At 69.2% G+C, this 11,496-nt stretch carries 12 protein-coding genes and 1 pseudogene; 7 read left to right on the top strand and 6 right to left on the bottom strand.

The window, feature by feature from the left end; translation table 11 throughout:
• From WBL05_RS04430 to WBL05_RS04415, 4 genes and pseudogenes are all read left to right on the top strand, one after another.
• Positions 1–379: pseudogene (locus tag WBL05_RS04430) on the top strand (hypothetical protein); the annotation flags it as partial.
• 47 nt (positions 380–426) lie between these two features.
• Positions 427–1,911: an IMP dehydrogenase gene (guaB, locus tag WBL05_RS04425; protein ID WP_424224023.1), complete on the top strand. Its 1,485-nt coding sequence runs from the start codon at positions 427–429 to the stop codon at positions 1,909–1,911.
• A gap of 50 nt (positions 1,912–1,961) precedes the next feature.
• On the top strand, positions 1,962–3,062 hold the full coding sequence (locus WBL05_RS04420; protein WP_424224022.1) for a GuaB3 family IMP dehydrogenase-related protein: 1,101 nt from the start codon (positions 1,962–1,964) through the stop codon (positions 3,060–3,062).
• Position 3,063: 1 nt separating this feature from the next.
• Positions 3,064–3,390 carry a chorismate mutase gene (locus WBL05_RS04415; protein WP_424224021.1) on the top strand — a complete coding sequence of 109 codons (327 nt, stop codon included), beginning with the start codon at positions 3,064–3,066 and terminating at the stop codon, positions 3,388–3,390.
• Positions 3,391–3,428: 38 nt separating this feature from the next.
• Here WBL05_RS04415 and cysE read toward each other — a convergent pair whose 3' ends face one another.
• Entirely contained in the window at positions 3,429–3,983 is a 555-nt protein-coding gene (gene cysE / locus WBL05_RS04410; protein WP_424224020.1) for a serine O-acetyltransferase, read from the bottom strand.
• Between the two features lie 28 nt (positions 3,984–4,011).
• A complete protein-coding gene (cysK, locus tag WBL05_RS04405) occupies positions 4,012–4,941 on the bottom strand; it encodes a cysteine synthase A (protein ID WP_424224019.1) in 930 nt (309 codons plus the stop codon).
• 119 nt (positions 4,942–5,060) lie between these two features.
• On the opposite strand from cysK, the gene guaA reads away from it, so the two are divergent.
• The gene (gene guaA / locus WBL05_RS04400; protein WP_424224018.1) at positions 5,061–6,608 is read left to right on the top strand and encodes a glutamine-hydrolyzing GMP synthase; all 1,548 of its coding nucleotides are present in this window, start codon (positions 5,061–5,063) and stop codon (positions 6,606–6,608) included.
• Between the two features lie 28 nt (positions 6,609–6,636).
• On the opposite strand, the gene WBL05_RS04395 is transcribed toward guaA, so the two are convergent.
• The 3 genes from WBL05_RS04395 to WBL05_RS04385 all read right to left on the bottom strand — a co-directional run bounded on the left by WBL05_RS04395 (position 6,637) and on the right by WBL05_RS04385 (position 8,335).
• Positions 6,637–6,951 carry a PspC domain-containing protein gene (locus WBL05_RS04395; protein ID WP_424224017.1) on the bottom strand — a complete coding sequence of 105 codons (315 nt, stop codon included), beginning with the start codon at positions 6,949–6,951 and terminating at the stop codon, positions 6,637–6,639.
• Between the two features lie 65 nt (positions 6,952–7,016).
• Entirely contained in the window at positions 7,017–7,226 is a 210-nt protein-coding gene (locus WBL05_RS04390; protein ID WP_424224016.1) for a hypothetical protein, read from the bottom strand.
• The gene (locus tag WBL05_RS04385; RefSeq protein ID WP_424224015.1) at positions 7,223–8,335 is read right to left on the bottom strand and encodes a PspC domain-containing protein; all 1,113 of its coding nucleotides are present in this window, start codon (positions 8,333–8,335) and stop codon (positions 7,223–7,225) included. Before WBL05_RS04385 ends, WBL05_RS04390 begins: the two co-directional genes overlap by 4 nt.
• 126 nt (positions 8,336–8,461) lie before the next feature.
• Between WBL05_RS04385 and WBL05_RS04380 the strand changes: the two genes are divergently transcribed.
• Positions 8,462–9,964, top strand: coding sequence for a PspC domain-containing protein (locus WBL05_RS04380; protein WP_424224014.1), 1,503 nt, complete (start codon positions 8,462–8,464; stop codon positions 9,962–9,964).
• A complete protein-coding gene (locus WBL05_RS04375; RefSeq protein ID WP_424224013.1) occupies positions 9,961–10,647 on the top strand; it encodes a LuxR C-terminal-related transcriptional regulator in 687 nt (228 codons plus the stop codon). The genes WBL05_RS04380 and WBL05_RS04375 overlap by 4 nt, the downstream gene beginning before the upstream one ends.
• Before the next feature lie 448 nt (positions 10,648–11,095).
• On the opposite strand, the gene WBL05_RS04370 is transcribed toward WBL05_RS04375, so the two are convergent.
• Positions 11,096–11,353: a GlsB/YeaQ/YmgE family stress response membrane protein gene (locus WBL05_RS04370; RefSeq protein ID WP_424224012.1), complete on the bottom strand. Its 258-nt coding sequence runs from the start codon at positions 11,351–11,353 to the stop codon at positions 11,096–11,098.
• Positions 11,354–11,496 lie beyond the last annotated feature (143 nt).

Below are 11,496 nucleotides of genomic sequence, written 5' to 3'. Positions count from 1 at the left end.
GGCCGGCGTGATGGGCGTGGTCGGCCCGATCTTCCTGACCTTCGGAGCGATGGTCATCGGGTGGCTGCTGTGGCGGTACGGAGCCTCGCGTCCGGTCACCTTCGCCGCCTGGGGACTGGTGGCGTTCGCGTTCACGTACCCCAGCCTGCAGCCGTGGTACGCGCTGTGGGGCGGCGTCCTGCTGGGAGCGGTGGTGCTCAGCCCGCGGGCAGTCGACTGGGTGACCGCGGTGACCGGCTGCCTGCTGCTCACCGGCGTGCTGCTCGACTATGCGGGCTGGCCGATCCCGCTGGTGCAGGGCGTTGCGCTGGCGGTCGCCTGGCCGCTGATGCGATGGAGTCGCGGGGCTAGACTGGCCGCCTCAGCCAACCTGACCTAAGGAACTCACCTGTGCCCGACCAGTTGACTCCAGCCGGTGTGCCGCCCATGTTCGAGGCCCTCGGCCTGACGTTCGATGACGTCCTGCTGCAGCCCCGGGAATCCGACGTCATCCCCAGCGAGGTGAGCACCCGGTGCCGCCTCAGCCGTCGGATCACCCTGAACGTGCCGTTCCTGTCGGCGGCGATGGACACCGTCACCGAGCAACGGATGGCGATCGCGATGGCCCGCGAGGGCGGCCTGGGCGTCCTGCACCGCAACCTGTCGATCGCCGAGCAGGCGCACATGGTCGATCAGGTGAAGCGCTCCGAGGCCGGCATGATCGACGAACCGATCACCATCAGCCCTGACGCCACGCTGGCCGAGGTTGAGCAGCTGTGCGCCAACTACCGGATCAGCGGGGTGCCGGTGGTGGACAGCAACCGGGTGCTGCTCGGCATCATCACCAACCGCGACATGCGGTTCGAGACCGACCCCGAAAGGCTGGTCGGCGCCGTGATGACCCCGATGCCGCTGGTCACCGCGCCGGTCGGCACCAAGGGGGACGACGCGCTGGCGCTGCTGGCCCGGAACAAGATCGAGAAACTGCCGCTGATCGACGAGCAGGGCCGGCTGCAGGGCCTGATCACCCTGAAGGACTTCGTCAAGTCCGACCAGTACCCGCACGCCGCCAAGGACCCGCAGGGCCGGCTGCGGGTCGCCGCCGGTGTAGGGGTGTTCGGGGACGCCTGGGAGCGCGCGATGGCGCTGGTCGAGGAGGGCGTGGACGCGCTGGTGGTCGACACCGCGCACGGCCACTCGCGGGCGGAGTACGAGTTCATCAAGCGGCTCAAGGCGGAGCCAGCGGCCCGCGACGTCGACATCATCGGCGGCAACGTCTCCACCTACGAGGCGGCCAAGTCGCTGATCGAGGCCGGCGCGGACGGCATCAAGGTGGGGGTGGGCCCCGGCTCGATCTGCACCACCCGGGTGGTGGCCGGCGTCGGGGTGCCGCAGATCACCGCGATCCACGAGGCGGCCCGGGCGGCCAAGCCGGCCGGTGTCCCGGTGATCGGCGACGGCGGGCTGCAGTACTCCGGCGACACCGCCAAGGCGATCGTGGCCGGCGCCGACACCGTGATGCTCGGCTCACTGCTGGCCGGCTGCGACGAGAGCCCCGGCGAGCTGGTCTTCATCAACGGCAAACAGTTCAAGAGCTACCGGGGGATGGGGTCGCTGAGCGCAATGGCCACCCGCGGCCGCAAGATGAGCTACTCCAAGGACCGCTACTTCCAGGCCGACGTGGCCAGCGACGACAAGATCATCCCGGAGGGCATCGAGGGCCAGGTGCCCTACCGCGGCCCGCTGAGCCAGGTGCTGTACCAGCTCACCGGTGGACTGCACCAGTCGATGTTCTACACCGGTGCCCGCACCATCGAGGAGCTGCAGGCCAGGGGCCGGTTCGTTCGGATCACCTCTGCCGGCCTACGCGAGTCGCACCCGCACGACATCCAGATGACCGTCGAGGCTCCCAACTACGCGAGCAAGGGGTAGCAGCTGCGCCGGGACGCTAGATTGGTCGGGCCGAGGGCAAGGAGGATCCCATGCAGGACATCGGACGCAGCAAGCGGGCGGCCCGCGCATTCTCGTTGGATGACGTGGCGATCATGCCGACCCGCCGCACCCGCGGCATCGAGACCGTCGACGTGGATTGGCGGATCGACGCCATCACCTTCGAGTTCCCGCTGCTGGCCGCGCCGATGGACTCGGTGATGAGCCCGGCCACGGCGATCGCGTTCGGTGAGCTCGGCGGCCTGGGGGTGCTCAATCTGGAGGGGCTGTGGACCCGCTACGCCAACCCGCAGCCGCTGCTGGACGAGATGGGTGAACTCGGCGAGGCGTGCACCACCCGCCGGCTGCAGGAGATCTACTCCGAGCCGATCAAGGCCGAACTGATCACCGAGCGGCTGCGCCAGATCAGGGAGGCCGGCGTCCCGGTTGCGGGCGCGCTCAGCCCGCAGAACGCCCAGCAGTTCGCCGACGTCGTCGAGCGGGCCGGGCTCGACTTCTTCGTCATCCGCGGCACCGCGGTCAGCGCCCAGCACGTCTCGAACGCAGCCGCACCGCTCGACCTGGCGAAGTTCATCTATGAGCTCGAGGTGCCGGTGATCGTGGGCGGCTGCGCAACCTACCAGACCGCGCTGCACCTGATGCGGACCGGTGCGGCCGGCGTGCTGGTCGGGTTCGGCGGCGCGGCCACCAGCACCAACGCGCAGGTGATCGGCATCGAGGTGCCGATGGCCACCGCCATCTCGGACGCCGCCGAGGCCCGCCGCGACTACCTGGACGAATCGGGCGGCCGCTACGTCCACGTCATCGCCGACGGCTCGATGGGGCACTCCGGCGACGTCGTCAAGGCGTTGGCCTGCGGCGCGGACGCCGCGATGCTAGGGGTGCCGCTGGCCAGGGCCACCGAGGCTCCCGGTCAGGGCTGGCACTGGGGCCAGGAGGCCTGGCACGAGAACCTGCCGCGCGGCCGCCGGGTGCCGGTGGCGCAGGTCGGCACGCTTGAGGAGGTAGTCCTCGGCCCATCACACAGCCCGGACGGCACCATGAACCTGGTGGGTGCGCTGCGGCGGGCGTTGGCGTCCACCGGGTACACCGAGGTCAAGGCGTTCCAGCGGATCGACCTGATCATCCACTGACATGGCCGACACCGACCCGGACCTGCCGGACGAACTGCTGGCGTTGCGCGGCAGCATCGACAACCTGGACGCCGCGATCGTGCACATCATGGCCGAGCGGTTCAAGTTCACCAAGCGGGTGGGCGAGCTGAAGGCCGCCCACGGCCTGCCGGCCGCCGACCCCGAACGCGAACGCCGCCAGATCACCCGGCTGCGGGCGCTGGCGGACCAGGCCGACCTCGACCCGGAGTTCGCGGAGAAGCTGTTGAACTTCATCGTCAGCGAAGTGGTGCAACACCACCTGCGGATCGCCGACAACCACAACCACGCCGCCCCCGGCCAGCGGTAGCCACCGGCCGGCACCCGCAGCGATGTCCAAGCCGCAGCTCAGGCGATGACGTCGCCGCGATGGACGTTGCTGGGGATGCCGACGACCACCGCGCCGGCCGCGACGTCCTTCACCACCAGCGCGTTCGCGCCGATCTTGGCGTCGTCGCCGACAGTGATGTCGCCGATCACCTTGGCGCCGGCACCGATCAGCACCCGGTTGCCGATCGTTGGGTGCCGCTTGAACCGGCCGCGAGCGCGCCCGCCGAGGGTCACCTGGTGGTACATCAGCACGTCGTCGCCGATGATCGCGGTCTCGCCGATCACCACGCCCATGCCGTGGTCGATGAAGAACCGGCGTCCGATCGTCGCCCCGGGGTGGATCTCGATACCGGTGACCGAACGGGCGAACTGGCTGAGCCACCGGCCCCAGAACCGCATGCCCGGCCGCTGCCACATCAGGTGTGCTATCCGGTACATCCAGATCGCGTGCAAACCGGAGTAGATGATCGCCACCTCCAGCTTGGACCTGGCCGCCGGATCCTCACGTTGCGCGGCGGCCAGGTCCTCGTTCACCCGGGAGGCGACGAACCGGATCCTCGACAAGATGCTCACGAGGCAATCCAAGCACCCTTGGGCGGGCTCAGTCGACGAGATCGGCCCACAGCGGGGTGGACAGGTAGCGTTCGCCGAAGTCGCAGACCACGGTGACGATGGTCTTGCCGGCGTTCTCCGGACGCGCGGCCACCTGCAGCGCGGCCTGCACGTTGGCGCCCGACGAGATGCCGGCGAAGATGCCTTCCTTGCGGGCCAGCTCGCGGGCGACCTGCATGGCCACCGGCGACTCGATCGTGATGACCTCGTCGTAGATGTTGCGGTCGAGGGTGTTCGGGACGAAGTTGGCGCCCAGCCCCTGGATCTTGTGCGGCCCGGCGCTGCCGGTGCTCAGCAACGGCGACTCGGCCGGCTCTACCGCGATCGCCACCAGGTCGGGCTTCTGCTCCTTCAGGTAGCGACCCGCGCCGCTGATGGTGCCGCCGGTGCCGACACCCGAGACCAGGATGTCGACGTTGCCGTCGGTGTCGTTCCAGATCTCCGGACCGGTGGTTTCGTAGTGGATGCGCGGGTTGGCCTCGTTTTCGAACTGGCGAACCAGCACCGCACCCTCGGCCGCACCGATCTCCTCGGCCTTGGCGACCGCGCCCTTCATGCCCTCCGAGCCGGGGGTGAGTACGAGTTCGGCACCGAAGGCACGCAGCACGCCGCGCCGCTCCTTGCTCATGGTCTCCGGCATGGTGAGGATCACCCGATAGCCGCGGGCCGCGCCCACCATGGCCAGCGAGATGCCGGTGTTGCCGCTGGTCGCCTCGACGATCGCGCCGCCGGGCTGGAGCTGGCCGGACTTCTCGGCGGCGTCGATCATCGCGACACCGATCCGGTCCTTGACCGAGTTGGCCGGGTTGTAGAACTCGAGCTTGGCCAGCACGGTGGCATCGAGACCCTCGGTCAGGCGATTCAACTTGACCAACGGGCTGCGCCCGACAAGGGCAGTGACGTCATTGAAAATTGTCATAGTGGTAGAGCCACGACAGCTCGGCAATAATTCCATGCCCCCGGGGGTACTGATCTCGTCAGGAATGCCTCGCCAGCCCGCGACCGCCGATGGCGGTCCGCGGTCATATGCTTGCGCGCATGGCACCACGGCCGGTCATCGTCATCGACTTCGGCGCGCAGTACGCGCAACTGATCGCCCGGCGGGTCCGAGAGGCCCACGTCTACTCCGAGATCATGCCGCACACCGCAACGGCCGGTGAGGTGCTGGCGCGGGATCCGCAGGCGATCATCCTGTCCGGCGGGCCGCAGTCGGTCTACGCGTCCGGGGCCCCGCAAGTGGATGGCGACCTGTTCGCCGCCGGGGTGCCGGTGCTCGGCATCTGCTACGGATTCCAGGCGATGGCGAAGTCATTGGGTGGTGTGGTAGCCCGCACCGGCACCTCCGAGTTCGGACGTACCGTGGTCGAGGTGCGGCCCGGGTCGCTGCTCACCGACGGGCTGCCAGGCGTCCTGCAGGTGTGGATGAGCCATGGGGACGCCGTGGCCACCGCGCCGGAGGGCTTCGTGACGCTGGCCAGCAGCCCGGTCACCCCGGTGGCGGCGTTCGCCGATCCGCGGCGCCGGCTGGCCGGGGTGCAGTGGCACCCGGAGGTGCTGCACACCGAACAGGGCCAGCAGTTGCTGACCAACTTCCTGTTCAAGGTGGCGGGCTGCACCCCGGACTGGACCAGCGCCAACTTCGTGGCCGAGCAGGTGGCGGCGATCCGCGCCCAGGTGGGCGATCGAAAGGTGCTGTGCGGGCTGTCCGGCGGTGTCGACTCGGCCGTTGCGGCTGCACTGGTGCAGCGGGCTGTTGGTGACCAGTTGACCTGCGTCTTCGTCGACCACGGGCTGCTGCGCAAGGGCGAGGCCGAGCAGGTCGAGACCGACTTCGTGGCCGCCACCGGGATCAGGCTGGTGGTGGCCGACGAGCGGCAGCGGTTCCTGCAGGCGCTGGCCGGGGTGACCGAGCCGGAGACCAAGCGCAAGATCGTTGGACGGGAGTTCATCCGCAGCTTCGAGGCCGCGGCCAGGCAGGTGGCCGGCGAGCAGGGCGTCGACCTGCTTGTGCAGGGCACGCTCTACCCGGACGTGGTGGAGTCCGGCGGCGGCGAGGGAGCGGCGAACATCAAGAGCCACCACAACGTCGGTGGCCTGCCGGACAACCTTCAGTTCACCCTGATCGAACCGCTGCGCACGCTGTTCAAGGACGAGGTGCGAGCCGCGGGGCTGGAGTTGGGCCTGCCGGAGGGGATCGTCTGGCGGCAGCCGTTCCCGGGGCCGGGGCTGGCGATCCGCATCATCGGGGAGGTCACCGCGCAGCGGCTCGACCTGCTGCGCGAGGCGGACGCGATCGCCCGCGAGGAACTGACCGCCGCCGGGCTCGACCGGGAGGTCTGGCAGATGCCGGTGGTGTTGCTGGCGGACGTCAGGTCGGTCGGGGTGCAGGGCGACAGTCGCAGTTACGGTCATCCGGTGGTGCTGCGACCAGTCAGCAGTGAGGACGCCATGACTGCCGACTGGTCGAGGCTGCCCTACGAGGTGATCGAGCGGATCAGCACCCGGATCACCAACCAGTGCCGCCAGGTCAACCGGGTGGTACTGGACGTGACCAGCAAACCCCCGGCCACCATCGAGTGGGAGTAGAACCACTCGGGCAGGTCAGGCGTCCGGTCTACTGCTCGTCGGCGCGGAAGGTGTCGGCCGGCGGGGTGTCCGGCTGGCCGGCGCCGCGGGCCTCCCGACGGCGCTTGTAGTCGCCGTAGCGGTCGTAGAACTGGTCGGCACCGGTCTGGCCGCTGCCCTGCTCGGGGATGATCAGCCAGGCGACCAGGTAGGCACCGATCACCAGGCCGGCGCTGAACATCGAGGTGATCACGGCGACCACCCGCACGATGTTCGCGTCGATCTCGAAGAACTCGCCCAGGCCGCCGCACACCCCGGCGATCACTCGGTGGTCACGGCTGCGCACCAGTTGACGGTTGGTCATTTCTGCTCCTCCTTGGGATGCGGTTGGTTCGTAGTCAATTGAAGTCTGTTCGGGCACGATGCGGGTCAACTCCCGGTCTCGGGTGGCCGGGTGCGCTCAGCGCGCTGCGTCACGGCCAGGGCCACCACACCGATCGCGATCACCGTCAGGCTCAGCACCACACCGGAGTTCGGCAGACTGATCACCACGCCCTCGGTGCGCAGGATGACGACGACCGCGACAACGATGAACGCGATCCCCCACAGCAGGGTTCCGATGCCTGGTCGCCGGTTCATGACGAAACCCACACCCCCGACCCGTTGGCCTCGATCACGACCGTCAGCACCGGCTCATCCCGGGTGTTGACCCGACGGAAGTCCACGTTCCCGGTGCCGGTCTGGAAGGTGTCTGGGTCCAGCACCACCCAGGAGTCGACGTGGTCGATCCGGATATCGATGTTCTGGTCGGCGGCGAAGATGAACCCGGCCGATCCCGAATCAACCGTGACCGTCCAGGTCAGGTCGTCGCTCAGGGTGACATGGCTGACGTCGAAGATGTAGTCGCTGTTCGACACCACCAGGTCGGTCAGCTGCGCCTGATCGGAGATGGTGCGGTACTCGGCGTCGATCAGCGGTTGCACGAATACCGCCCCGACCAGGCCCAGGGCCACCAGCAACCCCGAGACCACCAGCAGCGACGACCGGCCACGCCACGCGATCACAACCGCACCGATCCCGATCACCAGCAGGGCGATGGCCAGCGCGAGCGGCAGGTTCCGCTGGTCCTCCAGCGACACCCCAGCGGCCAGCCCGGCCAGGCACAGCACCAGCACCGACATCGGGATCGTGTTGTGCCGGGGTCTGGGCACCGCATGCGCGCCAGGCTCGAGGGCCTGGCTCGGCTGCTGCGGTTGCGGTACGACCACCGGCGGGGCCCCAACCGTGGCTGCCGGACGCCGGCTGGTCTGCCAGCCCAGCCAGATGGTGGCGACCAGGATGACCACCGAGAGCCAGTTGGCCCCCAGCGCGCTGCCGAAGGTGATCGAGGTCAGGGCGCTGAGCGCCAAGGCCCAGCCGATCACCACCCGACCGGGGTAGCGGTGCCAGTTCGTCCCGACCCGGTCCAGCGGCGCCACGCCGGTTCTGGCGTCCCGGGTGAGCAACCAGCCCGCCAGGTAGAGCATCAGGCCGAAGCCGGAACTCAACGCGGTGATGACGAAGAGCGCCCGGACGAGCACCACGTCGATGCCCAGCAGGTTCGCCAGGGCGACACTCAAACCGGTCAGCTTTCCACTGCCTGGATCGCGCTCGAGCGCGAGCAACTCCTCGCTGAGGTCTGGTCTGGGGACGCGGGCGCCCGGTCGCAGCGGCCACTGCTGCTGTGGAGGGGGGACGCCGGCGGACATGGTTCAAGTCTGGCCACCGGGATCGGATAACCGTATCGGTATCGTCCCCGAACAGACCCCTATTCAGGGGAATGATCCGGGCATCCTCAGGTGGAATTGCGGGTCGGGTCGTGTGAGGCTGGGAACGTGACGAGCAATTGGCGGCAGACCGGACGCGGCCCCCGGCCGGCAGTGAACCCGGCCGATCCGGCGCCCGTCCCGGCCCGGTACTCGCCACCACCGCAGTGGCCGTCCTACGGCTGGGCACCGCCGGCGTCCCAGCAACAGCATCAGCCACCCCGACCCGACCAGGCACCGCAGCAGCAGGCCACGCAGCGCCAGCAACCTGGCGTGTCGCACCCGGCGTCCCCGGCCAACCAGTCACCGGCCGGCCGGTCGCACCCCACTCGACCACCGCTGTACCGGGACCGCAACGGAGCCTGGCTCGGCGGGGTCGCCAGCGGCATCGCCCGGCACCTCGGCTGGCCGGCCTGGCTGATCCGGCTGTGCTTCATCGGCCTGACGCTCAGCAACATCCTGACCGTCGCGGTCTACGGCGTGCTGTGGATGGTCCTGCCCGACACCCCACCCGATGACCGGCCGCCCGGCCTGAAGGCCGCCAGCCACCAGGGGCTGCGCGAGGAGGCAGTCGGGCAGCGGCGCGGCTCCAACGTCGGACGCGTCACCGCGGTGCTGATGATCGGCTTCGGGCTGGTGATGCTCGCCCAGGCGCTGGGGCTGGGGATCGCCAACGCGGTCTTCTGGCCGGCCATCGTGGCCGCGATCGGGGTGGCCCTGGTCTGGCTGCAGGCCGACGCGCCCGACGACGGCGAAACCGGACCTTCCGGCGTCCCGCAATGGGTGGCACCGCTGCTGGGCACCCGCAAGTGGTCGGCGACGCTGCGCATCGTGCTGGGCATGGGCCTGGTCGGAGCCGCGGTGTCGATGATGGCCGCATCCCAGATCGGTGTCGGCCAGCTGCCGACCGTGCTGTGGGTCGCCGGCCTCACGCTGGCCGGCGTCGGGATGGTCGCCGCGCCATGGGTGCTGCGCTACCGCCGCAAGCTGGACTCCGCCCGCGAGGAGAAGCTGATCGCCGACACCCGGGCCGACATGGCCGCCCACCTGCACGACTCGGTGCTGCAGACCCTGGCGCTGATCCAGCGGCAGTCCGACGACCCCCGCCAGGTGGCGGCGCTGGCCCGCCGACAGGAACGGGAGTTGCGGAACTGGTTGTACGCGGACCCCTCCGGCCCCGAGACCCTGCAGGCCGCCCTGGCCGCCGCCGGCGGCGAGGTCGAGGATGAGCACGGCGTCCCGGTCGAGGTGGTGTGCGTGGGCGACATCGACCTCGACAACGACCTGAAGGCCTTGGTGCAGGCCGCCCGGGAGGCGATGGTGAATGCTGCCAAGCACTCCGGGGCCGGTCTGATCGACGTCTACGCCGAGGTGGACCGCGACGAGGGCGACCCGGTGGTGCAGGTCTTCGTCCGCGACCGCGGCAAGGGTTTCGACCTGTCCGGCATCGCAGATGACAGGATGGGGGTGCGCGGGTCGATCATCCGGCGCATGGAACGCCACGGCGGCACCGCGCGAGTTCGTTCAGCGCCCGGAGAGGGCACCGAGATCCGATTGGAGATGAAGGCATGACCGCCAACGAGACCGAGGCCAGCCCGGAGCGCAGCGGGCCCTGGCGCATCGTCCTGGTGGACGACCACGCCATCTTCCGCGCCGGCGTCCGGCACGAGCTGGGCAAGGCGTCCGACCAGGTCGAGGTCGTTGGTGAGGGTGAGGATGTCGCCACGTCGGTGGCCGCGATCAGGCGCACGCTGCCCGACGTGGTGCTGCTCGACGTCCACCTGCCCGGTGGCGGGGGTGCCGAGGTGGTCAAGCAGGTGCATGCCAGCCACCCCGAGGTGAAGTTCCTGGCGCTGTCGGTCAGCGACGCCGCCGAGGACGTGATCGGGGTCATCCGGGCCGGCGCCCGCGGCTACGTCACCAAGTCGATCTCGACCCCCGACCTGATCATCGCGATCGGCCGGGTCGCCACCAACGACGCGGTCTTCTCGCCCCGGCTGGCCGGGTTCGTGCTGGACGCGTTCTCCGGCTCGATCGACGTGGCGTCCGTCGACGAGGACCTCGACCGGCTCAGCCAACGCGAACGCGAGGTGCTCAAGCTGATCGCCCGCGGCTACTCCTACAAGGAGGTCGCCCGCGAGCTGTTCATCTCGATCAAGACCGTCGAGACGCACGTGTCAAACGTGCTGCGCAAGCTGCAGTTGAGCAACCGCTACCAGCTGACCAAGTGGGCCACCGACCGCAAGCTGGTCTAGGTCATCTCCGACACGGATAGCGCTCGGCAGGCCGGGACCGGGGTCGGGCCCCGTCGCGTTGGAGGCGTCGAGTGCGTCACGCTCTGGTCGTTGTCCGGATCCAGAGCGGCGCCGGTGGGGCGTGGTTGATCCTCGGGGATGGACAGGATCCGTGCCCAGGAACGCAATGTGTACGCCCTGGGGGCGTTTCGTGTGCAGTATCGGTGCTTCTGGGCGGGTAGTGCCCGGCCGGGCCGCGGCCGGGCCCCAAGCTGGGGCTCTGCGCTGCTTCCCGCCGGTGCGGTCTGGGGCAGGTCACCGGCGGGCCCGGCTGGGGGGTCCATCAAGACGGGCGGCGAGAACGTCAGGGTCTGGCAAGCAGGACGAGCGCCAGGCGCCAGCCCAGGAAAGAAAAGGAACGCCCGGAGCGTGAACTCCGGGCGTTCGGGTGGCTGGTTTGCGCCCGATCTCAGGCGCGGGTCCTGCCAGTCAGCTTGTTGTAGAGGAAGGTGACCAGGAAACCGCCGAGGATGGCGATGATCCAGGTGATGGGGTTCCAGAAGCCGCCGAGGCTGATGTTGAAGAGCAGTGACGCGATCCAGCCGCCCACTACGGCGCCGAGAATGCCGAGCAGAATCGTGATGAGCCAGTTGCCGCCGCCACCGACGACCGCCTTGGCGATCAGTCCTGCGATTAGGCCCAGGACAAGCCACGAGATGAACATCATGTATTCAAGCTTGCCGTGCGATGGTTGAATGCCCAAGGTCCACCGGCGCAGATGGGGGACCAGTCAGGGTTGCGGGTGGTCTGGTCAGGGGCGGCTATCGTGGGAGCGCCATGAGTCAGCCAGACCTGTTCACCGCCTTCGCG

The organism is Brooklawnia sp., from assembly GCF_049651565.1.
Taxonomy (GTDB): Bacteria; Actinomycetota; Actinomycetes; order Propionibacteriales; family Propionibacteriaceae; genus Brooklawnia.
The sequence above is the reverse complement of the archived record's forward strand: the minus strand, read 5'-3'. Positions and strand labels throughout refer to the sequence as shown.